The sequence below is a fragment of the Streptomyces sp. NPDC014623 genome (genome assembly GCF_043088245.1).
Lineage (GTDB): Bacteria > Actinomycetota > Actinomycetes > Streptomycetales > Streptomycetaceae > Streptomyces.
This window is the reverse complement of record NZ_JBIBZU010000014.1, coordinates 165,675-189,280: the sequence shown is the minus strand read 5'-3', so window position 1 is coordinate 189,280 and position 23,606 is coordinate 165,675. Positions and strand designations below refer to the sequence as shown.

Here is a 23,606-nt window from a genome sequence, read left to right as displayed (position 1 = left end):
TCCATGTCTCAGATCAAAGGCCCAACTCCTGTGCGAGTACGGCAGCTTGCACCCTGCTCCGCAGCTCCAGCTTGCCGAGCAGCCTGCTGACGTGCGTCTTCACCGTCGCCTCCGCCATCGAGAGCCGTCCCGCGATCTCCGCGTTGGACAGCCCCTCGCCGAGACAGCCCAGCACCTCCCGCTCACGGCGCGTCAGGGTGTCGAGGGACTCCGGGACCGGGCCGCCCGGCCGGCGCGCGGAGGAGACCCCGGCGAACTCCTCGATCAGCCGCCGCGTCACGGCCGGGGCGATCATGCCCTCACCGCGGGCCACCGTGCGCACGGCGTCGAGCAGGTCGTGCGCGTCGGTGTTCTTCAGCAGGAAGCCCGACGCCCCCGCGCGCAGCGCGCCGAAGACGTATTCGTCCAGGTCGAACGTCGTCAGCACCAGCACGTCCGCCAGCCGCTCCGCCACGACCTGCCGCGTCGCGGACACCCCGTCGAGCCTGGGCATCTGTATGTCCATCAGCACCAGATCCGGACGGAGCTCGCGGGCCAGGCGCACGGCGGCCTCGCCGTCGGCCGCCTCGCCCACGACCTCGATGTCCGGCGCGCTGCCCAGGATCAGCACCAGTCCCGCGCGCACGGCCGACTGGTCCTCAGCGACCAGTACCCGGATCGTCATCTCCACTGCGTCCTCTCCTCGACGGGCAGTTCGGCCCGCACCAGCCAGATCCCGGCGCCGTCGCCCCGGGTCTCCGGCCCCACCTCGATCGTCCCGCCCAGCAGCGCCACCCGTTCCCGCACCCCCACCAGGCCGGCCCCCGAACCAGGTGCACGCGGCCCCGCCCGGTCGCCGAGCACGCTGCTCACCTCGACGGTGAGGACCCCGCGCGTCCGTCCCAGCCGGACCGACACCGGGCCGGGCGCCGCGTGCTTGAGCGCGTTCGTCAGTGATTCCTGGATGATCCGGTACGCCGCGAGCTCCACCGGCGCGGGCAGCGGGCCGGACTCCTCCCGGCCGTCGTCCAGGGTGACGGTGAGTCCGCTGGACGCGGAGTTCGCGCCGGCCTGTTCCACGAGAGCGTCCAGGGAGGCGAGGGTCGGAGCCGCACTCGGCGGGCCGGCGGCGCCGTTCTCCCGCAGCAGCCCGATCAGCCGCCGCATCTCGGCCAGCCCGTCGACGCTGTTCCGCCGGATCACCCCGAGGGCCTCCCGGGAGGTGCCCGGATCGTCGAGGGAGAGCGCGGCGGTGGAGTGGACGGCGATCGCGGAGAGATGGTTGGCGATCACGTCGTGCAGTTCGCGGGCCATCCGGGAACGCTCGGCGGTCACCGCCTGCACGCGGTCCGTCTCCGCCAGCAGCGCGGTCTGGTCCGCCCGGAGGCGCGCCGCCTCGGCGGCCTCCCGGTGATTGCGCACGCTGACACCGGTGAGGGACGGGGCGAACAGGACCAGCCCGGTCGCCACGGCGATCAGCAGGGCCTCGGGAACACGGACCCAGGCGAAGAACCCGATGGTGACGGCGACGGTGACCAGGAACGTGGCCACCGGGATCCGCCGGGCGGTGGCCGGAGACCCGTAGACCACCGCCGCGTACATGAGGTCGGTGTACATCAGGATCGTCACCAGGCTGCCCGTCGTGAACTGGTCGGCGAGCAGCGCGAGTGTTCCGAGGGCGACCGCGGTCCGCGGCAGGCTCCGGCGCAGCAGCTCCAGGCAGGCCGTCACCGTGAGCGGTACGAGCGCCACCCAGTGGGCGTCGAAGAGGCGCCCGGCCTGGGGGTGCAGCCCGGTGGCCCAGAGGGCCAGTCCGCCCGCCAGTCCGGTCACCGCGATCAGCAGGTCGTGGCGGTGCGGTCGCAGAGTGGTGGACACAGGTCCATCCAACACGCCGTGGACCCGCCCCACGTCCGTACGCGGGGTGAGGTGCGGCTACATCGAAGGATGCAGTCACCTCTCGTCACTGCCGACGACGATCCGGCTCCGCCCGGAGGGGATTCTTGAGGGGGACGGAAGGAGAAGCGCCGTGATCGTCACACTGATCGTGCTCTGCGAGGTCGGCTTCTGGGTCCTGCTGGCCGCCGGACTCGCGCTGCGGTACGTCGCGAGGAAACCCCGGCTGGGCGCGGCCGTGCTGCTGTGCGAGCCCCTGCTGGAGGTCGTCCTGCTGGTGGTGACGGCCATGGACCTGAAGAACGGCGCCGAGCCGGGCCTGAGGCACGGCATCGCCGCCGTCTACATCGGCTTCACGGTGGGACTCGGCCACTCCACCATCAAGTGGGTCGACGCCAGGGTCGCCCACCGCTTCGCGGGCGGTCCGCCGCCGGTGAAGCCCCCGAGGTACGGGATGGCGCGGGCCGCCCACGAGTGGCGCACCGCCGCCCGCTGGATCGTGGCCGCGGTGACGGCCACGGCCCTGCTCCAGGCGGCGATCTGGTACATCGGCGAGAGCGGTGACACCGGCTCGCTGCAGACGTGGCAGCAGAAGATGCTCTGGGTGATCGGGATCAACCTGGCCATCGCCGGCGGTTACACGGTGTTCCCCAAGCAGGAGCCCGGGGACCGGGCCGGGGCGGGCCGCTGATCAGCGGTCGCCGCCCGGTACCCACAGCACGTCGCCGACCTCCTTGTTCGCCGTCCTGGCCAGGATGAACAGGAGGTCGGAGAGGCGGTTGAGGTAGGTGGCCGCCAGTGCGTTCATCACGTCCCCGTGCACCTCCAGCGCCGCCCAGGTGGACCGCTCCGCCCGCCGGACGACCGTGCAGGCCTGGTGCAGCAGCGCCGCCCCCGGAGTGCCGCCCGGAAGGATGAAACTGCGGAGCTTCTCCAGCTCCTCCAGGAAGGTGTCGCAGTCCGCCTCCAGCTTGTCGACGTACGACTGCTCCACCCGCAGCGGCGGGTACTCCGGGTTCTCCACCACCGGCGTGGACAGGTCCGCGCCCACGTCGAACAGGTCGTTCTGCACGCGGACGAGTACTTTCACCACGTCCTCGGAGAGGTTGCCGAGCGCGATGGCCGTACCGATGACGGCATTGGCCTCGTTGGCGTCGGCGTAGGCCGCGATCCGCAGATCGGTTTTGGCGGTCCGGCTCATGTCGCCGAGGGCGGTGGTGCCCTTGTCGCCGGTACGGGTGTAGATGCGCGTCAGATTGACCATGGGCCCAGCGTAGTTACGCCCCGGCCCTGCGGAAGACGCGCGTGCCCACCGTCACAGCCAGAAGGGCGAACGTGAGCGCCACCAGGACTCCGTACAGCATGTGCGCCGTGGCGTACGAGCCGACGTACGCGTCCCGCACCGCGTCCACGAGGTAGCGGAACGGCGTGAAGTGCGACAGGACGTCCAGCCACGCGGGGCCGAGCGTCATCGGGAGCATCAGGCCGGAGAGCAGCACGGCCGGCGTGGTGAGCGAATTGATCACCGGCCCGAACTCCTGGGGCGTACGCACCTTCATCGCCAGCGCGTAGGACAGCGAGGCCAGCGACACGGTGAGCAGGCCGACGAACGCGAAGCCGATGAGGACCCCGGCCAGGGGCGCGCGCAGTCCCATGACCAGTGCGGCGAGGACCAGCAGGACGGCCTGGAACACGAACAGCAGGGCGTCACGCAGGACCCGCCCCAGCAGGAGGGCCAGGCGGCTGACGGGGGTCACCCGCATGCGCTCGATCACCCCCGTCGACTTCTCGATGATGATCGAGAAACCGGCGAACGAGGCTCCCAGAAGGCCCAGTTGGAGGAGCAGGCCGGGTACCAGGACCTGCCAGGAGTCACCGGAGGAGCCGAGCGGGAGGCTCGTGAGCAGCGGGCCGAAGAAGAGCAGGTGGAGCAGCGGCATCAGGATCCCGAAGAAGATCTGGAACCGGGAGCGCAGGGTCTGCCGGACGTACCGGCCGAAGATCAGCGAGGTGTCGTGGAGAAGCATGGCGGTCCTATACGGCGACGGGGGCGGCCTCGGCGGCGGCCGGGACCCGCCCGGTGATCGCGAGGAAGGTGTCGTGGAGCGAGGCGTCGGGCGACCCGGCGTGCTCGGTCTTGAGCGCGGCCGGCGCGCCCTCGGCGACGACCAGGCCGCCGTCGATGACGACCAGCCGGTCCGCGAGGGCGTCGGCCTCGTCGAGGTAGTGGGTGGTGAGCACCACCGTCGTGCCGGAGTCGTCCCGCAACCCCCGGACGAGGTCCCACAGGTCCTCCCGGCTGCCGGGGTCGAGTCCGGTGGTCGGCTCGTCGAGGAAGAGCACGGGCGGACGGTGGGTGAGGCCCATCGCGATGTCGAGACGACGGCGCTGGCCGCCGGAGAGCGCGGCCGTCTTCCGGTCGAGCAGGTCACCGAGGCCGAGTCGTCCGGCCAGCTCCGCCGCACGCGCGAGCGCGTCGGTCCTGCTCAGCCGGTACAGGCGCCCCTGGGTGACGAGCTCCTCCCGCACGGTGACGTGCGGGTCCACCCCGCCGGACTGGGCGACGTAACCGCACTTCTCGCGGACTCCCGCCGGATTCCCGGCGAGGTCGCAGCCCGCGACGGTGGCCGCACCGCCCGTGGGGGCGAGCAGCGTGGTGAGCATGCGCAGCGTGGTGGTCTTGCCCGCGCCGTTGGGGCCGAGGAGACCGACGATCTCGCCCGGCATGACGGTCAGGTCGACCGAACGCACGGCGTGTACCGGCCCCGCCTTGGCCGTGAAGGTCCGGGCCAGCCCGGAGGTGCTGATGATCGGCATGGGGAACAGGAAAACAGAATGACTTAAAAAATGCAATGTCCCCAAAATTTAAACGGCACCATGGGATCCGTAGGATGGGGCCATGGCTGAGGGACTGAGGGAGCGGAAGAAGCGCCGGACGAGACAGCACCTCTCGGACGTGGCCACCGGGCTCTTCGTGGAGCGGGGGTTCGACGCGGTCACGATCGCCGAGATCGCCCAGGCCGCCGACGTCTCGGTGAACACGGTGTACAACTACTTCCCGGCCAAGGAGGACCTCTTCCTGGACCGCAGCCGTGGCATCGTCGACCGGCTCTCGCGCTATGTCCGTGGCCGGGGCGAGGGGGAGTCCGCCGCCGAGGCCGTTCTGGGTGAGCTGCGGATCCAGGTGGAGGGCGTCTCGCCGACGGTCGGCCTCATGGACGGGTACGCGAGCTTCATGCGGGTCATCGAGGGCGCCGACAGCCTCAAGGCCCGCCTCTGGCACATCGGTCAGGAGGCGCAGCTGCACCTGGAGGAGACCCTGCGGGAGGAGTCCGGGGCGGACCGGGGTGACCGGACCCCGGTCCTGGTGGCCGGTCAGCTCTCCTGGGTCCACAGCACGCTCATGGCGTACATCGGCGGCGAGATGGTCGCGGGGCGCGGAACCGGCGAGGTCTCACGCGACGCGCTCGTCCTGCTCGACGACATGGAGGACCTCCTCGGTGAGAAGGTGCTCAACTACGCACGACGCGCCGTCGCGTGACACCGGCCGGTGTGATGTCCGTCATGTGAGACGTGACGCGCATCTCTTCGCGGCCTCCTGGCCCCTCACGGGTACTAATCTCCGCCGGAGAGCATGCGGACAACCGACAGGTATTGGGGTGCGAAACGTGGCCAGGAAGCTCGCCGTCATCGGCGCCGGACTCATGGGGTCCGGTATCGCGCAGGTCTCCGCCCAGGCGGGCTGGGACGTCGTGCTGCGTGATGTCACCGACGAGGCCCTGGCCCGTGGGCGCGGCGGCATCGAGGCCAGTTACGGCAAGTTCGTCGCCAAGGGCAAGCTGGAGGCGGCCGACGCCGAGGCCGCGCTCGCCCGGATCACCACGACCACCGACCTCGACGCGGTGGCCGACGCGGACGTCGTCGTCGAGGCCGTCTTCGAGAAGCTCGAGGTCAAGCACGAGATCTTCCGTACGCTCGACAAGCTCGTACGGCAGGACGCCGTCCTCGCCTCCAACACCTCCGCCATCCCGATCACCAAGATCGCGGCCGTGACGGAGCACCCGGAGCGGGTCGTCGGTGTGCACTTCTTCTCGCCGGTCCCGATGATGCAGCTCTGCGAGCTGGTGCGCGGATACAAGACCAGCGACGAAACCCTCGCCGCCGCACGGGAGTTCGCCGAGTCCGTGGGCAAGACCTGCATCGTCGTCAACCGCGACGTCGCGGGCTTCGTCACCACCCGGCTGATCTCGGCGCTGGTCGTCGAGGCGGCCAAGCTGTACGAGTCGGGCGTCGCCTCGGCCGAGGACATCGACACCGCCTGCAAGCTGGGCTTCGGCCACGCGATGGGTCCGCTCGCCACGGCCGACATGACCGGCGTGGACATCCTCCTGCACGCCACGGGCAACATCTACACCGAGTCCCAGGACGAGAAGTTCGCCGCTCCCGAACTGATGCGCCGGATGGTCGACGCGGGTGACATCGGGCGCAAGAGCGGGCAAGGCTTCTACACCTACTGATCACGACCGGGGCCCCGGGCCGTCTGATGTGCCGTCAATCAGGCCCGGGGAGCCGGGATCCGGTGCCGCCCGGCGCCCGGATCCAGTGGGGGGCCACCGGACCTGCTTCACTCCTCGGGGTGAATTCGGTATCGGTTCGCTCACAGACGGCAACTTCCCTGTCGCTGCGGCCGTCAGTTGTGGCAGAGACAGAGGGAAAACGAGACAGACCGACCACGCGGAGTACTTCCGGGGAGCGCATATGCACATCAGGGGCGACCACGCCGAGCTGGTCGTCGGGGGCCGCCTCGACGTCCGAAGCGCGGCGGACGCCCGTACGGTTCTGCACTCGGCCGTCGACGACGGGGCCGGCGACCTCGTGCTGAACCTGACCGAGCTGGACTCGTGGGACGCCACCGGACTCGGCGTCATCATGGGCGCGCACCGCAGAGCCGGCCGGGCCGGCCGGCGGCTGGTGCTGCGCGGTGTCCCGCCGCAGATGCAGCGTCTGCTGGTGGCGACGAGGCTGCACAGGATCCTGGCCATCGAGGGCGGGCTCGCCGCGGACTCCCTGCCGCGCGTCTGAACGCGGTGGCGGCCTACGCACAATCCTCACGAGAACGTGACGTGAGGGACGGCGCGGCCCCCCGCCGGTTCGTGGATACTGTGCGAAGGTTTAGGGTTCGGCCGTCCGCCGACCGACGAGGACCCGCTGGCGGACACCGGACCGGGAGCGGCATCGGGCGTGCGAGGCCGGAGGGACTACCGCGCGCTGCGCGTCTGGGGGACTTTGACGATGGACCCGACCAATCGGGGACCGGAAGAGCACGGTCACGGCAACGGTCCTTCCGGTGAGGACGGCGGGCGGCGACGGCAGTCCCGCGATCCGCTGACGCCCGACTTCGGGCACCAGACACCCCAGCAGTCCCGCACGGTACAGCTGACGACGGGCGACTTCCTGCTCACCGTCAATCCGGTCGACGGCAGCGAGATCGAGCCCTGCCGGCCGGGGGAGCGGCCCGGCACGCCCGTACGCCACACCGCCGCCCAGCGTGCGGAGCGTGAGCGCGCCGCCGCGCCGCCCGTGCCTCCCGGGCCGCCCGCACCGCAGATGCCCCTCCTCGAACGCCAGGAGGAGCGCGAGCGGTTGGTACGCCTGCTCGCCCGGGGGCGCTCGGTGTGCCTCACCGGCCAGGCCGGGTCCGGCCGCACGGCCCTCCTGGACGCCGTGGCCGCCGACTGCGCGGACCTGGCACCTGACGGGGTCGTGCGGCTCTCCGGGTACAAGCGGAGCGCTCCCGAACTGCTCCACGCGCTGTTCGAGGCCGTCTACCGGGCTCCGCTGCACCGGCCCGACCGCGAAGGGCTCCTCGCGCTCGTCAGCGCCATCGGTGCCGTCGTCGTCGTCGACGACCTGGAGCTCGGTGGTGCCGCGCTCCAGGAGCTGCTCGACGCCACCCCGGAGTGCGCCTTCCTCTTCGCCACCGCCCCCGACGCGTCCGCGCCCGCGGCCGACGCGAACCTCGAGGAGGTCCTCCTCGCCGGCCTCGGCCGCAGTGCCTCGATCGAGCTGATGGAACACGTCGTGGAGCGCCCCCTCACCGAGGAGGAGGCGAACTGGGCGGGAGACCTCTGGTTCGAGTCCGAGGGGCTGCCGCTGCGCTTCGTCCAGGCCGGTGCCCTGCTGCGCCAGCGCGACGACCTGCGCCCCGGCCAGGAGGCGTTCGAGGGTTACGGCGACGACCCGGCCGACGCGCCCTTCGGCCGGGTCGAGCCGGCTCGCCTCCCGCTGCCCAGCCTCGGCGAGGGCGCGGCGCCCGCCGCCCTGCTCGCCTCCCGGCTGAGCGAGGCCGCCCGTGAGACCCTGCGCTTCGCCGTCGCGCTCGGTGGCGAGGTGCCCCACCAGGCGCATCTGCCCGCCCTCGTGGGGGACACCCACGCGGATGCCGCACTGGGCGAGCTGGCTCTCGTCGGTCTCCTCTCCCCGGCGGGCCCCCGTTACCGGCTGGCCGCCGGCGTCCTGGCCCAGCTGGAGGCGAGCGGATACGGCGAGAGCGCGGACGCACACGCCCGCAGCGCCGCCCAGCACTACACCTGGTGGGCAGGACACCCCTCCGTCACCCCGGAACGCGCGGTCGCCGAGGCGGATGCCCTCCTCGCCTCGATGACCCGCCTCGTCCCCGGCGAGGCGCCGGGACAGGCGAGTGTGGCCGTCCTGCTCGCCCGCAGCGCCGCTCCCGCCTTCGCGGCCGGGATGCAGTGGGGCGCCTGGGAGAAGGCGCTCCGGGCCGGCCAGGAGGCCGCACGGCTCGCCGGTGAGGTGGCCGAAGAGGCGTATTTCCACCATGAGCTGGGTGTCCTCGCGCTCTGCACCGGTCATCTGGACCGGGCCAGAGCCGAGCTCGAGGCGTCCATCGGCATGCGCGGGGCGCTCGCCGACAAGGCGGGCGCGGTGGCGGGACGCCGGGCGCTCGCGCTCGTCGCGGACCGCTCGGGCGAACCGCTGCACAGCACCCCGGCGGGCGAGGAGACGACGGCCCCGCGTCACGCCGCGCCGGTGGCCTCACCCCCCGCCGGCGTCCCGGCGGCCACGCCCCTCTTCCCCCGGCAGACCGAGACGGCCGCGACCCTGGTCGCCCGCCGGAGCCCGCCGCCCGCCGGCGCGGCCGACGGGCGCACGGGGGTGCTCAGGGGCGCCCGGCGCAACCTCGTCGCGGTGGGCGCGGGCGCGCTGCTGGCGGCCGTGCTCGGCACGGTGGTGACACTGGGCGCCACCTCGGGAGGCGAGGAACCGGAGGGGCAGAACGTCACGACGGAGCAGTCGGCGAGCGAGGACGACGGCGGGAACGGCTTCTCCGCGGACGAGCCGGCCGACGACCCGGCCACGGGCGAGGGCACGGCCGGTGGCGGCTCCGAGTCCCCCGCCGCCCCGTCCGGCACCGCCGCCCCCTCCGCGAGCGCCACCCCGTCCCCGGGTACCTCGGGGCCCGTGACGAGCCCGGGCACGGGCACCCCGTCGAGCGGCAGCCCCAGCGGCTCGCCGTCACAGGGCAGTCCTTCGCCGACGAGGACGAAGCCGACGCCCCCGACTCCCAGCGAGTCCGAGTCCGGGACCCCGACCGGGACCCCGACCGACACGCCCACCGAGGAGCCGACCCCGACGGACACTCCGACGGAGCCGGAGACCTCCGGCTCGGCGAGCGGACCGGTCGAGACCGTCACGGCTTCGGCGACGGAGAGCGGTACCGCCTCACCGGCCATGGCCTGAAAAAGAAATCGCCGTACGGGTCCGGAGAACGGGCCCGTACGGCGTCACAAGGGGGCGACAGCCCCGGGTCAGAACAGCCGCAGCTTGTCGTCCTCGATGCCGCGCATCGCGTCGTAGTCGAGGACCAGGCACCCGATCCCACGGTCCGTCGCCAGCACCCGCGCCTGCGGCTTGATCTCCTGTGCCGCGAACACGCCCCGCACCGGCGCCAGATGCGGATCGCGGTTCAGCAGTTCCAGATAGCGCGTCAGCTGCTCCACGCCGTCGATGTCGCCCCGCCGCTTCAGCTCCACGGCCACCGTCGCGCCGTCCGCGTCCCGGCACAGGATGTCGACCGGGCCGATCGCGGTCGGGTACTCGCGGCGGATCAGGGTGTAGCCCTCGCCGATCGTCTCGATGCGGTCGGCGAGCAGCTCCTGGAGGTGCGCCTCCACACCGTCCTTGATGAGCCCCGGGTCGACACCCAGCTCATGGGACGAGTCGTGAAGGATCTCCTCCATCGTGATGATCAGTTTCTCGCCCGCTTTGTTCACCACGGTCCAGACGCCCTCGCTGTCGTCGGCGCCCTCCTTCAGGGTGCACGGCGGGGACATCCAGTTGAGAGGTTTGTATGCCCGGTCGTCGGCGTGGATCGAGACGCTGCCGTCCGCCTTCACCAGGATCAGACGGGGGGCGGAGGGCAGGTGGGCGGTGAGCCGGCCCGCGTAGTCGACGGAGCAACGGGCGATGACGAGACGCATGGTCGGCAACGCTACTCGACCACCCGGGCTCCACGCGATTCCCGCACGTCCCCCGTGCACCACTTCACGGGTGCCGATCTGGCTTGCCCCTCTTTGCGACCGTTCGATACTGGCCGGTTGTGTTCCCAATCTCCTGGTGCGGCCCGGACTGCGCCCTTACCGTGGAAGCAGGAGGTCGCCGTCTGTGTACGCAGCGTCGCCATCCTGTCTTGCCCGTAAGGCCCCGGCCACCTGTCGGGGTCGCGAGAGGAGAACCCATGTCGCTCGACGTCTCACCGGCGCTGTTGGAACAGGCCGAGCGAGGCGAGGTCGACGAAGCCGACTTCGTCGACTGCGTCCGGACCTCCCTGCCCTACGCGTGGGAGATGATCAGCTCCCTGGTGGCCCAGCTGAAGGTCGACGGCGGAGAGTTCGCCGACAACCAGACGCCCCCGCCGGACGAGCAGGCACGCGGTCAGCTGCTGCGTGCGCTCGCGAGTGATGCGATACGCGGCGCGCTGCAGCGCCACTTCGGAGTGCGCCTGGCATTCCAGAACTGCCACCGCGTGGCGGTGTTCCCACTGGACACCTCGGTCGACGAGAGGCTGGCCCGGTTCACATCGGTGAGAGGCCAGCTGCTCAACCAGTCGCCCGAACTACGGGACTGCTGAACGCTTCTGCTGCCGCTTCGGGCCGCAGGAGGTGCAACTGGCTCCGGGGCGGCAGCTCCCGCACCACCGCACCACCGGCGTGAACGGGTCACTCCAGCAACGGCAGCACTTCCGTGCCCAGCCGCTGCACATTCGTCTCCGTCGCCGCGAGATCGCCCGACCCCTCGGCCATGAGGGCGAAGCGGGTGATGCCCGTACGCTCCGCCGTGGCCGCCAGCCGGTCCGCGGCGAGACGGGGCGGGCCGATCGGATGCAGGCCGCAGAGGAACTCCGTGTACGCCACGGGGTCGCGCATCACCCGGTGACGGCCGTCGACCGTCACATGGGCGTCGAGTCCCTGCCGCAGCCAGCCGGGCATCGCCTTCACGAGCGTCTCCACGGCGTCCGCGGGGCGGTCGGCGATCTGCGCCACCCCTGCGGACACATGTGCTACTCGCTCCACGACCTCCGCCGGCTGACCGGCCTCCCGGGCGGCCGAGCGCCACAGAGCGACCATGCCGGCCTTCTCCTCGTCACCGCAATGCATCCCGAGGAGCATCGGCAAACCCTTTTCGGCGGCGAGTTCCACGCTTTTCGGCGACGTGCACGCGACGATCACCTCGGGCCCCGGCGGCCCGTCCCCGAGGAGCTCGTCGGCCCGGGGCACGACGGCCACCTCACGGAAGCCGAAACGCTCCCCGCGGCCCGCCACCCGGGGCTTGCCGAGCCAGTCGAGCAACAGCTCCAGTGCCTCGGGGAAGCCCGTCTCGTACGCTTCGAGACCTCCGCCGAACACCTCCAGGTCGACCCACGGGCCACCACGCCCCACCCCGAGGGAGAAGCGCCCCTCACTCGTCAGATGCAGCAGCGCGGCCTGTTCGCCGAGCATGACCGGATGCTGGTTCGGCAGTACGCTCACCGCTGTGCCCACGCGGATCCTGCGGGTGCGGCCGAGCAGCAGGGCAGCCAGTGTCGTGGCGGACGGACACACCCCGTACGGCACGAAGTGGTGTTCTGCCAGCCAGACGGAATCGAGACCCGACTCCTCCGCGACCTCTGCGGATCTGACGGCCCGGTGCAGGGCCTCACCCTGTCCCTGGCCCGGGAACTGGGCTGCCAGTACGAACGTTCCTACGCGCATCGCCTACTGCCTCCTTACGGCCACGCGGCTGTCCCCCTCCACCGGCAACAACGTCCGACACGTGCCAAAGGCACGGTCCACGGCGAAGCTGTTGCGATTTTCCGGTAACCCACTCACTCCTCCCCGCTCACGCGTCACACCCGGCGCCTGCCCCCGGACGATGCCTCTAGGCTGGACGGAACGATCTGCCCGTACCGCCACCCCGTGAGGTGTCCCGTGTCCCCGCGCCGCAACCGCCCCCGAGGCGGAGAGAGCCCCTTCGGCAACGCACGAGAGCAGACCGGGCGGTACGGCGGGGGAGGCGCCACCGAGAGCTGGCAGGGCGAGGAGTGGTCGGTGCGCCCGGTGAGCGGCGCGAGCGCGGCGGGCAAGCGCTACCGCTGCCCCGGCTGCGACCAGGAGATCCCGTCCGGGGTCCCGCACCTCGTCACCTGGCCCGAGTTCGGGGGGATCGACGACCGCAGGCACTGGCACAAGGCCTGCTGGAACGCGAAGGACCGCCGCACCACACGGGTGCAGCGGTCCAGGAACGCTCCGCGCTACTGAGTGTCAGACGTCCCGCCGGTCCAGCGACACGAAGGCCCCGGCCATGGCCACCGCGGTCACGCCGAGGAGGATCCACAGCGGCTCCCAGCCCGACGACCCCGAGATGGTCACCGAGGCGTCGTACATCGCTCCGAGCTGGGCGGGGATCGAGTACTGGAAGAACGCCTCCTGCACACCGGACAGCGACGGCGAGAACATGAACATCGCCAGCACGAGCGGGAGCAGCACCACCGCGATCATGATCGTGATCGCCCCCGCCGAATGCCGGACGATCGCACCGAGCGCCAGCGAGAGCAGCCCGAGCGTGGCCACGTAGAGGCCCACCCCGACCGTGGAGCGCACCCAGAAGCCGGTGTCGGGAGTGGCACCGTCCAGCATGGCCGTCTGCAGGACACCGACGATCCCGGTGGTCACCGTGGTGATCGTGAAGGCGAGCAGGAAGAAGACCACCGACTTCGCGATCAGCATCCGGGCCCGGCTCGGGCACGCGGTCAGCGTCGTACGGATCATCCCGGTGCTGTACTCGGACGCGATGGTCAGCACGCCGAGAGTGATCACGCAGATCGACCCGAGCAGCACCCCGAAGAACCCGAGGCTGAGTACGGGGGTCCTGCCCATGGAGGCGTCCGACAGGCTCACGACGAAGGCGGTGAGCAGTCCGATACCGATCAGCAGCACGATCATCACCCCGAGGGTCCACACCGTGGAGCGCACGGAGCGGATCTTCGTCCACTCGGAGGCGATCGCGTCACCGAGGCCGGGGGTGCGTACGGGGATCGGTGAGGCGTACAGGCCGGACGGGCCGGACGGCCCCTGCTGCGGGTGCCGGGGGGCCTGGTGCGCCTGCGGGGGAGTCGCCGGCATCGTCATCGGGGGTCCTCGCTGGTCTTGCGTTCGGTCGTGCCCGCGGTGGCTGCGGATGCCGGGGCCGGGGCGCCGGCGTACGGGTTCTGTCCCGGGGGCGGCGGGGCGTACCAGCCCTGCTGCGGGACCTCCGGCGGGGGCTGGGGCGTCCAGCCGGGCTGTGCGTACCCCCCCTGCCCGGGCTGTCCGTAGCCGGGCGGCGGCTGGAGCCCTTCCTTGGCGTCCACCGTCGAGCGGTAGTCCACGGCGCCCTGTGTCATCCGCATGTACGCCTCCTCGAGCGACGCCCGGTGCGGGGAGAGTTCCCACAGCCGGACGTCCGACGCATGCGCCAGATCGCTGATCCGGGGCAGTTCGAGCCCGGTGATCCGCAGGGCACCGTCCGGCTCGGGCATGACCTGGCCGCCCGCCTCCGTGAGCGAGGCGGTCAGCTTCTCCCGGTACTCGGGCCGGTCCGCCGGGAGGCGTACCCGGGCGAAGTCCGCGGAGTTGGCCGAGATGAAGTCGGTGACGCTCATGTCGGAAAGGAGCTGTCCGCGGCCGATGACGATCAGATGATCGGCGGTGAGGGCCATCTCGCTCATCAGGTGGCTGGAGACGAAGACCGTACGGCCCTCGGCCGCCAGCTGCTTCATCAGGTTGCGCACCCAGAGGATGCCCTCGGGGTCCAGTCCGTTGACCGGCTCGTCGAAGAGCAGCACCTGCGGGTCGCCGAGCAGCGCCGCCGCGATCCCGAGCCGCTGGCCCATGCCGAGGGAGAAGCCCTTGGACCGCTTCTTCGCGACGTCCTGCAGCCCGACGACACCGAGGACCTCGTCCACCCGGGCCGCCGGGATACCCGCCAGCTGGGCCAGGCACAGCAGGTGGTTACGGGCGCTGCGCCCGCCGTGCACGGCCTTGGCGTCGAGCAGCGCCCCGACCTGGCGCGGCGCGTTGGGAAGGCTGCGGAAGGCGTGGCCGCCGATCGTCACATGTCCGGACGTCGGCCGGTCCAGGCCGAGCATCATGCGCATGGTGGTGGACTTGCCCGACCCGTTGGGACCGAGGAACCCCGTGACGGCCCCTGGCCGCACCTGGAAGGAAAGGTTGTGCACGGCCGTCTTCGCGCCGTAGCGCTTCGTCAGGCCGACTGCCTCGATCATTCTCCAGCCCCATCGACTTATCTGTCGTCGGGGCCCAGGCTCGCGGCCGCACGCCCCCGTAAGAGTTAGGAGGATAACCAGCCGCGGGCGGTTCCGGCCAAGCCGTTCCGTGGAGCGCCGGCGTTCCGTACGCCGCTCAGGCGTCCCGCTTCTTCAGCACCAGGTAGCCGCCGGCCAGCGCCGCCACCACCCACAGCGCCATGATCCCGAGCCCGGCCCACGGCCCGTACGGCGCCGGGTCGCTGTTCATGGCGTCCGGGACCACCTGCATGATCTTGGAGCCGGCCTGGTCGGGGAAGTAGCGGGCCACGCTCCTGGCACCGGGGACCGCCGAGAGGATCTGCGAGACGAGGAAGAAGAACGGCATCAGGATGCCCAGCGACAGCATGGAACTGCGCAGCATCGCGGCCACGCCCATCGAGAAGACCGCGATCAGGCCCATGTAGAGGCCGCCGCCGAAGACCGCGCGCAGTACGTTCTCCGCGCCGATGCCGGTGCCGCGGTCGCCGAGCACGGCCTGGCTGAGGAAGAAGGTCGCGAAGCTGGTGGCGAGGCCGACCAGCAGGGCCAGGAGACCCGCCACCGTGATCTTGCTGAAGAGGAACGGGCCGCGCTGAGGCACGGCCGCGAGCGAGGTGCGGATCATGCCCGAGCTGTACTCCGTACCCACTACCAGGACACCGAAGACGACCATGGCCAGCTGCCCCAGGACCATGCCGGAGAAGCTCACGAAGGTCGGGTCGAAGGTGGCCTGTTCGGCAGCCGGGAGATCATCGAACTGGCTGTTCAGCAGGGCGCTCAAGGCCGCGCCCACGGCGACGGTGACGACGAACGCGGAGATCAGCGTCCAGGTGGTCGACGAGACCGTACGGATCTTGGTCCACTCGGAATTCAGGACCGCGGGTACCGATGCCATCGCCGTCACAGTCCCTTCGTGCCGTCGCCGGCGACGCCACCGGTCTGCTGCTGGTTCCACTGATCGCCCCAGTGGGGGCCCACCTGCGGTGGGTGGTCACCGTCGCGTTCGGAGTGGGCGTGGTATTCCACGGAGCCCGCGGTCATCTGCATGAACGCCTCCTCCAAGGAGGCCCGCTGGGCACTGAGCTCGTGCAGTACGATGCCGTGCCGGCCGGCCAGCTCACCGAGCCGTTCCGGGGTCTCGTCGTCGATCTCCAGCGCGCCGTCGCCCGGCTCGACGGCGACGACGCCCTCCGCGTGCAGCAGATCGCGCAGGCGCTCCTGCTCAGGGGAGCGCATCCGCACGAAACTGCGGGAGTTCTCCCGGATGAAGTCGGCCATCGAGGTGTCCGCGAGCAGCTTTCCCTGCCCGATGACGATCAGATGATCGGCCGTCAGGGCCATCTCGCTCATCAGGTGTGAGGAGACGAAGATCGTCCGGCCCTCCGCCGCGAGGGCCTTCATCAGATTCCTGATCCAGTGGATCCCCTCCGGGTCCAGACCGTTGACGGGCTCGTCGAACATCAGGATCTCGGGGTCGCCGAGCAGGGCCGCCGCGATGCCCAGCCGCTGGCCCATGCCGAGGGAGAAGCCCTTGGACTTCTTCTTCGCCACCGCGCTCAGACCGACCGTGTCCAGCACGTGCGAGACCCGGCTCGCCGGGATGCGGTTGCTCTGGGCGAGACACAGGAGGTTGTTGTACGCGCTGCGCCCGCCGTGCATCGACTTGGCGTCCAGAAGCGCCCCGATGTGCTTGAGCGGCTCCTGGAGGTCGCGGTAGTGACGGCCGTCGATCCGCACCGTGCCGCTGGTCGGGTTGTCGAGGTCGAGCATCATCCGCATGGTCGTGGACTTGCCCGCCCCGTTCGGTCCGAGGAAGCCCGTCACCATGCCCGGTCTGACCCGGCATGACAGGTGGTCGACGGCAACCTTGCTGCCGAAGCGTTTGGTGAGGCCGTCGAGCTCGATCATGCGGCCACGCTAGAACGGCCGCGCGCCCGGCGCCACCACAAGGGCGGAACCGGGCACGCGAAAGGGTACAGCTGATGTACGCGCCTCGGATCAGCGGGTCTGCTGGGCGGGGACCCCGCGGGTGGCGGAGTCGTCCTCCGAGGGGGAGCCGGCGGCGGCGACCGCGGCACCCGTCAGCGTCGCCAGCATCTCGCGGACGTTGGTCAGCTGGGCGTTGATCGAGTCGCGGCGGTTGGTGAGCGCCGCCAGCTCGCGCTCCGATTCGCTGCGGATCCGGTCGGCCTTGGCGTTCGCGTCCGCCACGATGTCCTCGGCCTGGCGCTGCGCCGTCTCCACCGTCTGGCGGGCCCGGCGCTCGGCGTCCGTACGCAGCTTCTCCGCCTCCAGGCGGAGCTGCTCGGCGCGGTGCTCGATCTCGGCGAGGCGCTTCTCGGCCTTCGCCTGACGGGACGCGAGGTCGCGCTCCGACTGATCACGGCGCTTGGCGAGGTTCGTCTCGAAGTCCGCGGCGGCCTGGGCGGCCTTGGCGCGGGTCTCCTCGAAGAGGGCGTCGGCCTCCTCACGCTTCTGCTGGGCGTCCTTCTGGGCGTCGGTGCGCAGCGTGCTCGCCTCGCCCTTGGCCTTCTCGACGATACGAACGCCTTCGTCCTCGGCCTTCGCCTTGCGCTCCGCGGCGAACGTCTCGGCGTCGTTGCGCACCTGCTGGGCGGCCGACTCGGCCAGCTCACGGTGCTGCTCGGCCGCGCGGCGGGCCTCCTCACGCAGGTCCTTCGCCTCCTCCTCGGCGAGGCGGAGGATCTTCTCCACGCGGGCACCGAGGCCGGCGTACGACGGCTCGGCTTCGTTGACCTGGGCCTGGGCGTTCTGCGTTTCGAGGTGGAGCTCCTCGATGCGCTTTTCCAGAGAGGTGATGCGGGTGAGGGCACTGTCACGGTCGGCGACGAGCTTGGTAATGCGGTCGTCCACCTGACCGCGGTCGTATCCACGTCGCACGAGCTCGAAGCCGAAGGGGGAGGAAGGGTCGCTCATGGGGTTCCTGTCGAATGAGACCGGTGAGGTGTTAGAGGGAATCCTAGGGGCCGGAGCGGCGTGTCAACGTGAAGATGCCGCTTTGATATGGAGAATGACACCCCTTTTGAGTGGCTGACCCCCGGAGGGCTTGTGACCCGAAGGGCCGAACGTTCATGGTGAATTCCGTGAGCGGCTACCCGTCCGAGGCCTTGTTCCCGGCCCGGTTGCCCGCCGCGGCCCCGGCCTTGACGCCCCCCGCGCCGCCCGCCGCCTTGCCCGCGCCGCCCGGAGCCTCGAAGGACTCCAACGCCTCCAGGACATCCTGGACCCGGGAGATCTCGGTGTTGATGTCCTCGCGCCTGCGGACCAGCAGGTCCAGCTCCCGACGGCCTTCGTCGACCATCTGCTTCGCCTCGGCCTCTGCGTCGGCGCGCAGCTTCTCGGCCACCCGGGTCAGCTCGGCCTTCTTGGTCTCGGCCTCCTTGAGGAGCGACTCGGCGCGCTTCACGGCAGCGATACGGACCTTGCTCGCCTCCGAATTCGCCTCCGAGAGGAGCTCCTTGGCCTTGGCCTCGGCCTCCGCCCGCTGTTCCGTCGCCGCCTTCATCAGCTTGTCGACACGCTCGCCCGCCGTCTTCATCTGCTCGGAGGTCTCACGCCGGGCGCGCTCGTGCAGTTCCTCGACCTCGCTCTCGACCCGGGCCCTGAGTTCCTCCGCCCGCTCCCGGGTGGCGGTGGCGTCCCTGCGGGCGCCGACGAGCAGTTCGTCCGCGTCCGTACGGGCCCGCTCCACCAGGGTGTTGCCCTCGACCGTCGCCTCCGAGGTGATCCGGACGGCCTCGTTACGAGCGGCCCCGACCATCCTGTCGGCCTGCTCCTCGGCCTCGGTGGCGGCCCGCAGCGCCTCCTCCTGAGCCTTGTTGACGAGCTGGTCGGCCTGCTCGGCGGCATCGGTACGGCGCTTCGCCGCGGCTTCGCGTGCCTCGTCCAGCAGCCGGTCCGCCTTCTGACGGGCCTCCGCCCGCAGCTGTTCCGCGGCGGACTCGGCGTCGGCGCGCAACCGCTTCGCGGCGGACTCGGCGTCGGCGCGCAGCCGCTCCGACTCCTCGCGGGCGCGGGCCGCGTGTTCCTGGGCCGAACCGACGGTCTGCGCCGCCTCCGCGCGCAGCCGTTCCGCCTCGTCGGTCGCCTCCCGTACGAAGCGTTCCGACTGCTCGGTGGCCTCGGTGCGGATCCGCTCGCTCTCGGTCGTCGCCTCGGCCATGAGCCGGTCGGCCTGCGCCGCCGCCTCGGACCGGATCCGGTTGGCGTCCTCGCGGGCCTCGGCACGGGCGCGCGAGGCGTCCTGCTCCGCCGACGCGAGGGCGTCGGACGCCTCGGTACGGACCCGCTGGCTGTACTCCGAGGTGTCCGAACGCAGCTTCTCCGACTCGGCGATGGCCTCGGAGACGGTCCGCTCGGCCAAAGCCTTAGCGGCCTCCGCCTCCTCGTGCGCGACCTGACGGACGCGGCCGGCGTCCTCGGTGGCCCGCTCACGCTCGGCGTAGGCGTCGAACCTGACCCGGTCGGCCTCCTCCTGCGCCTCGGTCCTCGTCCGCTCCGCCGCGTGCTCGGCGGCTGAGCGGAGCCCGGTGATCTCCTCCTCGGCCTGCTCCTGCAGTCCGGCGACGGAGTCCCGCACCTGCTGGGCGGTCCGCTCGGCGGCGGAGACGAGCTCGGCGGCCCGGCTCTCCGCCTCCTCGACCAGCCGCTGGGCCTCGGCCTGCGCCTCCTCGACCCTCTTACGGGCGGAGGCCAGGAGCTCCTCGCTCTGCTCGCGGGCACGCTCGCGCTCCTGCTCCGCCTCGGCGCGCGCGGAGCCGAGCGCCTCCTCGGCGGCCCGGCGGCGGCGGTCGGCCTCCTCCTGAGCGGCGGCCAGGGCCTCGGCGGCCTCCGCGCCGACCCGCTCGGCGGCGGCGGCAGCCTCGGAACGCACCCGGTCGGCGCTCTCCTGCGCCTCGGTCTTCAGCCGCTCCGCCTCGGCCGCGGCCTCGCTGCGCAGCCGTACGGCGACGGACTCACCCTCGGCGCGGGACTGCGCGGCGTCGGCGGCGGCCTCGTTGCGCAGGCCCTCGGCCTCCGTGGCGGCCTGCTCCTGCAGCGTCCGGATCCGCTCGGCCGCCTCCGTGCGCAGCCGCTCGGACTCCTCGCTCGTCTCGCGGCGGATCCGCTCCGCCTCCGCGCGAGCCTCGCCGAGCGCCTCCTCCGCCGCCGCCATCCGGGATCCGGCCTCGGTGTGCAGCCGGGCCAGCTCCTCGGCCGCCTCGGTCCTGCGGGCCTCGATCCCCCGCTCGGTCTCCTCGCGCAGCTCCTCGGCCGCCTTCTCCGCCGCGGCGGTCAGGGCGGCGGCCTGCTCCTCGGCCTCGGCGCGCAGCTTCTCCGCCTCGGCGCGGCTGCGTTCCAGCGCTTCCTCGGCCTGCTTGCGCAGGGTGGCCGCGCGCTCGGCCGCCTCGGTCCTGACGCGCTCGCTCTCGGCGCTCGCGGAGGTCCGCAGCTCCTCGGCGTCGGCCTTGGCCTTGGTGAGCAGCTCCTCGGCGGTGCGGGCCCCCTCCTCGAGCTGCTGGACCGCCTCCCGGCGGGCCTCGCCACGGATCCGCTCACCCTCGGCCACGGCCTCGGAGCGCAGCTGCTCGGCCTCGCCACGGAGCCGGCGCGCCTCCTCCTGCAGCTCGACGGTCTTGGCCCGGTACTCCTTGGTGTCGTCCTTGGCCGCGCCCTTGAGCTGGTCGGCCTGCTCGGCGGCCTCGCCGCGCAGGCGGTCCGCCTCGGCCTCGGCCTCACGGCGGATCCGGTCGGCCTCCTCGCCGGCCGCCCTGGTGGTGGACCTGGCGTCCTCGGAGGCCTTGGTCAGGACCTCCTCGGCGCTCCGGGCCGCCTTCGCGAGCTGGGCCGCGGATTCCTCGGCGGCCAGGGTGCGGGCCTTCTCCGCGGCCTCGGCGACCACCCGCTCGGCCTCCGCCCGGGCGTCGACGAGCGCCTGCCCGGCCTCTTCCTTGAGCGCCTCGGCCTGTTTCGTGGCCTCGCCGACCAGCCGGGCGATCTCGGACCTGGCCGTACGGGTGCGCTGTTCGTTCTGCGACTCGGCGCCGGCCAGCCGCTTGGCCGCGGCCTCCTTCGCCTCGGCGAGGACCTTCTCGGCCTCCAGCCGGGCCTCGCGCAGGCGGGTCTCCGCCTCCTGCACGCGCTGCTCCGCGGCACGGTTCAGCTCCGCGGTCTGCTGCCGGGTCTGCTCGGTCTCGGCGGTGGCCGTCGAGCGCAGCCGCTCGGCGTGGCTGGTGGCCTCCTGCGCCTGCGTGGAGGCGGCGTCGAGCAGCCGCTCGGCGTCCCTGCGGGCCCGCAGCAGCGTGGCCTCGGCCTCGGCACGAGCCGCCTCCGCCTCGGAGTTGAGGCGCCGGCGGGTCTCGTCGGCGAGCCGGGCCGCCTCGGCGCGCGCGGCGGCCAGCGACTGCTCGGCCTCCGTGCGCGACTCGTCCAGGAGACGGCGGGCCTGGGACTCGGTCCTGGCCCGCAACTGCTCGGCCCAGGCGACGTTCTCGTTGACGTGGGACTCGACGGTCTGCCGGCGTTCCGCCAGCTCCTGGTCGAGCCGCTGACGCCGCTGCACCGCCTCGGCGTGCAACTCGGCCTGGAGCCGGGCCTGGTGCTCCGCGTGCTCCTGCAGGATGCGCTGCGTCTGCGCCCTGGCCTCACGCAGCTCGCGCTCGGCGTCGGTGCGCATCTGTTCGGCCTGGATCTGGGCGTTGCGGAGCATCTGTTCGGCCTGGTAGCCGATGTCCGCGCTGTCGTGTGCGGGACGGTTCGCCAGATTGCGCCGTGCCTCGTGCAGCTTGGCGCGCAAGACCTCGACCTGGTAACCGAGGTCCTCGGCGTGCTGGACGGCCTTCTCCCGGTCGGTCTTCAGCCGGTCCATCTCGGCTTCGAACCGCGAAAGGTGGTCGTCGTCAGCTCGGTGGCTCTGCTGGCTCTCGTAGCCCCGCACTGCGCGGTCCCATCCGTCCCCTGGTCGCAACTCTCCATACGAGTACCGCTCGCCGGCGAGCGGTCCCCCGGGGAATGGTGACAGATCAACGGCGAGGACGCGGCACGGCCCCGACCCGGCCCCGGCCCGGAACCGCCCACTCTACCGGCCCTGTCGGCGGCCGGGTCAGTGCTCCGTCGCCGAGGTGACCAGTTCGGTCAGCACACCGTGGCAGTCCTTGGGGTGGAGGAAGGTGATCCGGGAACCCATCGACCCGGTCCTGGGCTCGTCGTAGAGCACCCGGACACCCTTCCCGCCGATGTCCGCCGCGTCCCCGTCGACGTCCGCGGTCCCGAAGGCGATGTGGTGCACGCCCTCACCGTTCTTCGCCAGCCACTTGCCGACGGCGGAGTCCTCACGGGTCGGTTCGAGCAGCTGGAGGTAGGAGGACCCGCCGTCCGAGGTGTCGTTGATCTTCAGCATGGCCTCCCGCACTCCCTGCTCCTCGTTGATCTCGGTGTGGTGCACCTCGAAGCCGTAGGTCGCGCGGTAGAACTCCACCGTCTCGTCGAGGTCGAAACAGGCGATTCCGATGTGGTCGATTCGCGTCAGCATGGAACCAGTGCAGCGCCCCGGGGATGGTTACGCAACGTGCGCGCGATCACACCCACTGCCGGATGACGGGCGCGGTACCGCTCAGTACATTCAGGTAAACCCTCGTTCACAACCGATCCCAAGGGGCTGCGCCTCATGTCTGGAACGACCGGAACCACCTCAGTGATCGTCGCGGGCGCGCGGACGCCCATGGGCCGTCTGCTCGGCTCGCTGAAGAGCTTCTCCGGAGCCGACCTCGGAGGCTTCGCCATCAAGGCGGCGCTGGACCGGGCCGGGATCGGCGGGGAGCAGGTCGAGTATGTGATCATGGGCCAGGTGCTCCAGGCGGGGGCAGGGCAGATCCCCGCGCGCCAGGCGGCGGTCAAGGCCGGGATCCCGCTGGACGTCCCCGCGCTCACCGTCAACAAGGTGTGTCTGTCGGGGCTCGACGCGATCGCTCTCGCGGACCAGCTGATCCGCGCCGGCGAGTTCGACGTCGTGGTGGCCGGTGGCCAGGAGTCCATGACCAACGCCCCGCACCTGCTCCCGAAGTCCCGTGAGGGACACAAGTACGGTGCGATCGAGATGCTCGACTCGATGGCCTACGACGGCCTGACGGACGCCTACGAGAACATCCCGATGGGCGAGTCCACCGAGAAGCACAACACCCGCCTGGGCCTGGCCCGCGCCGAGCAGGACGAGATCGGCGCGCTGTCCCACCAGCGCGCCGCCGCCGCCCGGAGGAACGGCATCTTCGAGGCCGAGATCACCCCGGTCGAGATCCCGCAGCGCAAGGGCGACCCGGTCCTCTTCGCCGAGGACGAGGGCATCCGCCCCGAGACGACCGCCGAGTCGCTCGGGAAGCTGCGCCCCGCCTTCGCCAAGGACGGCACGATCACGGCGGGAACCTCCTCGCAGATCTCCGACGGCGCCGCCGCCGTCGTCGTCATGAGCAAGGCCAAGGCCGAGGAGCTGGGCCTGGACTGGATCGCCGAGATCGGTGCCCACGGCAACGTGGCGGGCCCGGACAACTCGCTCCAGTCGCAGCCGTCCAACGCGATCCGGCACGCCCTGAAGAAGGAGGGCATCGGTGTCGAGGACCTCGACCTCATCGAGATCAACGAGGCCTTCGCGGCCGTCGCGGTCCAGTCGATGAAGGACCTCGGCGTCACCTCCGACAAGGTCAACGTCAACGGCGGCGCGATCGCGCTCGGCCACCCCATCGGCATGTCCGGCGCCCGTGTGGTGCTGCACCTGGCGCTGGAGCTGAAGCGGCGCGGCGGCGGCACCGGGGCGGCGGCGCTGTGCGGCGGCGGCGGTCAGGGCGACGCGTTGATCATCCGCGTACCGGGCAAGTAGCCGGTACGGGCGAGC

General features: G+C 71.5%; 22 protein-coding genes. 8 read left to right on the top strand and 14 right to left on the bottom strand.

Going from position 1 to position 23,606, the window contains the following annotated elements; all coding sequences use genetic code 11:
- Positions 1-13: 13 nt before the first annotated feature.
- Complete coding sequence (locus ACF1FZ_RS22940) at positions 14-664, bottom strand: response regulator (protein ID WP_391775293.1); 651 nt, start codon at positions 662-664, stop codon at positions 14-16.
- Entirely contained in the window at positions 661-1,857 is a 1,197-nt protein-coding gene (locus ACF1FZ_RS22935; protein WP_391775255.1) for a sensor histidine kinase, read from the bottom strand. Before ACF1FZ_RS22935 ends, ACF1FZ_RS22940 begins: the two co-directional genes overlap by 4 nt.
- A 151-nt stretch (positions 1,858-2,008) precedes the next feature.
- Between ACF1FZ_RS22935 and ACF1FZ_RS22930 the strand changes: the two genes are divergently transcribed.
- Complete coding sequence (locus tag ACF1FZ_RS22930; protein WP_391775254.1) at positions 2,009-2,566, top strand: hypothetical protein; 558 nt, start codon at positions 2,009-2,011, stop codon at positions 2,564-2,566.
- Here the strand turns inward: ACF1FZ_RS22930 and ACF1FZ_RS22925 are convergent, their stop codons facing one another.
- From ACF1FZ_RS22925 to ACF1FZ_RS22915, 3 genes are read right to left on the bottom strand one after another with little or no spacing between them, the layout of a single operon-like run.
- The gene (locus ACF1FZ_RS22925; protein ID WP_391775253.1) at positions 2,567-3,139 is read right to left on the bottom strand and encodes a cob(I)yrinic acid a,c-diamide adenosyltransferase; all 573 of its coding nucleotides are present in this window, start codon (positions 3,137-3,139) and stop codon (positions 2,567-2,569) included. It abuts the gene before it with no gap.
- A gap of 13 nt (positions 3,140-3,152) precedes the next feature.
- Positions 3,153-3,902 (bottom strand): ABC transporter permease, encoded by a 750-nt coding sequence (locus tag ACF1FZ_RS22920; protein WP_391775252.1) that lies wholly within the window; start codon positions 3,900-3,902, stop codon positions 3,153-3,155.
- Between the two features lie 7 nt (positions 3,903-3,909).
- Positions 3,910-4,692: an ABC transporter ATP-binding protein gene (locus tag ACF1FZ_RS22915; protein ID WP_391775251.1), complete on the bottom strand. Its 783-nt coding sequence runs from the start codon at positions 4,690-4,692 to the stop codon at positions 3,910-3,912.
- A gap of 82 nt (positions 4,693-4,774) precedes the next feature.
- On the opposite strand from ACF1FZ_RS22915, the gene ACF1FZ_RS22910 reads away from it, so the two are divergent.
- The 4 genes from ACF1FZ_RS22910 to ACF1FZ_RS22895 all read left to right on the top strand — a co-directional run bounded on the left by ACF1FZ_RS22910 (position 4,775) and on the right by ACF1FZ_RS22895 (position 9,639).
- Entirely contained in the window at positions 4,775-5,416 is a 642-nt protein-coding gene (locus tag ACF1FZ_RS22910; RefSeq protein WP_391775250.1) for a TetR/AcrR family transcriptional regulator, read from the top strand.
- Positions 5,417-5,543: 127 nt separating this feature from the next.
- Positions 5,544-6,392: a 3-hydroxyacyl-CoA dehydrogenase family protein gene (locus ACF1FZ_RS22905; protein ID WP_391775249.1), complete on the top strand. Its 849-nt coding sequence runs from the start codon at positions 5,544-5,546 to the stop codon at positions 6,390-6,392.
- A 241-nt stretch (positions 6,393-6,633) separates the two neighbouring features.
- Positions 6,634-6,957, top strand: coding sequence for an STAS domain-containing protein (locus tag ACF1FZ_RS22900; protein WP_014154038.1), 324 nt, complete (start codon positions 6,634-6,636; stop codon positions 6,955-6,957).
- 210 nt (positions 6,958-7,167) lie between these two features.
- The gene (locus tag ACF1FZ_RS22895; RefSeq protein WP_391775248.1) at positions 7,168-9,639 is read left to right on the top strand and encodes an ATP-binding protein; all 2,472 of its coding nucleotides are present in this window, start codon (positions 7,168-7,170) and stop codon (positions 9,637-9,639) included.
- 68 nt (positions 9,640-9,707) lie between these two features.
- On the opposite strand, the gene nucS is transcribed toward ACF1FZ_RS22895, so the two are convergent.
- Entirely contained in the window at positions 9,708-10,379 is a 672-nt protein-coding gene (gene nucS / locus ACF1FZ_RS22890; RefSeq protein WP_104789156.1) for an endonuclease NucS, read from the bottom strand.
- A 257-nt stretch (positions 10,380-10,636) separates the two neighbouring features.
- On the opposite strand from nucS, the gene ACF1FZ_RS22885 reads away from it, so the two are divergent.
- On the top strand, positions 10,637-11,029 hold the full coding sequence (locus tag ACF1FZ_RS22885) for an SCO5389 family protein (RefSeq protein WP_203182494.1): 393 nt from the start codon (positions 10,637-10,639) through the stop codon (positions 11,027-11,029).
- A gap of 88 nt (positions 11,030-11,117) precedes the next feature.
- Here ACF1FZ_RS22885 and ACF1FZ_RS22880 read toward each other — a convergent pair whose 3' ends face one another.
- Entirely contained in the window at positions 11,118-12,149 is a 1,032-nt protein-coding gene (locus tag ACF1FZ_RS22880; protein ID WP_391775247.1) for an LLM class flavin-dependent oxidoreductase, read from the bottom strand.
- Between the two features lie 216 nt (positions 12,150-12,365).
- Between ACF1FZ_RS22880 and ACF1FZ_RS22875 the strand changes: the two genes are divergently transcribed.
- Positions 12,366-12,695 carry an ATP/GTP-binding protein gene (locus tag ACF1FZ_RS22875; protein ID WP_391775246.1) on the top strand — a complete coding sequence of 110 codons (330 nt, stop codon included), beginning with the start codon at positions 12,366-12,368 and terminating at the stop codon, positions 12,693-12,695.
- 3 nt (positions 12,696-12,698) lie between these two features.
- Here the strand turns inward: ACF1FZ_RS22875 and ACF1FZ_RS22870 are convergent, their stop codons facing one another.
- The 7 genes from ACF1FZ_RS22870 to mce all read right to left on the bottom strand — a co-directional run bounded on the left by ACF1FZ_RS22870 (position 12,699) and on the right by mce (position 22,253).
- Positions 12,699-13,565 (bottom strand): ABC transporter permease subunit, encoded by an 867-nt coding sequence (locus tag ACF1FZ_RS22870; RefSeq protein WP_391775245.1) that lies wholly within the window; start codon positions 13,563-13,565, stop codon positions 12,699-12,701.
- Positions 13,562-14,701, bottom strand: coding sequence for an ABC transporter ATP-binding protein (locus ACF1FZ_RS22865; RefSeq protein WP_391775244.1), 1,140 nt, complete (start codon positions 14,699-14,701; stop codon positions 13,562-13,564). The genes ACF1FZ_RS22870 and ACF1FZ_RS22865 overlap by 4 nt, the downstream gene beginning before the upstream one ends.
- Before the next feature lie 136 nt (positions 14,702-14,837).
- Complete coding sequence (locus ACF1FZ_RS22860) at positions 14,838-15,617, bottom strand: ABC transporter permease subunit (protein ID WP_391775243.1); 780 nt, start codon at positions 15,615-15,617, stop codon at positions 14,838-14,840.
- A gap of 5 nt (positions 15,618-15,622) precedes the next feature.
- Positions 15,623-16,630, bottom strand: a complete 1,008-nt coding sequence (locus tag ACF1FZ_RS22855; protein WP_391775242.1) for an ATP-binding cassette domain-containing protein — start codon at positions 16,628-16,630, stop codon at positions 15,623-15,625.
- A gap of 90 nt (positions 16,631-16,720) precedes the next feature.
- Positions 16,721-17,659: a cellulose-binding protein gene (locus ACF1FZ_RS22850; protein WP_391775241.1), complete on the bottom strand. Its 939-nt coding sequence runs from the start codon at positions 17,657-17,659 to the stop codon at positions 16,721-16,723.
- A gap of 175 nt (positions 17,660-17,834) precedes the next feature.
- The gene (gene scy / locus ACF1FZ_RS22845) at positions 17,835-21,659 is read right to left on the bottom strand and encodes a polarized growth protein Scy (protein WP_391775240.1); all 3,825 of its coding nucleotides are present in this window, start codon (positions 21,657-21,659) and stop codon (positions 17,835-17,837) included.
- Between the two features lie 165 nt (positions 21,660-21,824).
- A complete protein-coding gene (mce, locus tag ACF1FZ_RS22840; protein ID WP_391775239.1) occupies positions 21,825-22,253 on the bottom strand; it encodes a methylmalonyl-CoA epimerase in 429 nt (142 codons plus the stop codon).
- A gap of 135 nt (positions 22,254-22,388) precedes the next feature.
- Here mce and ACF1FZ_RS22835 point away from each other — a divergent pair, with 135 nt between their 5' ends.
- Positions 22,389-23,591 carry an acetyl-CoA C-acetyltransferase gene (locus ACF1FZ_RS22835; RefSeq protein ID WP_391775238.1) on the top strand — a complete coding sequence of 401 codons (1,203 nt, stop codon included), beginning with the start codon at positions 22,389-22,391 and terminating at the stop codon, positions 23,589-23,591.
- Positions 23,592-23,606 lie beyond the last annotated feature (15 nt).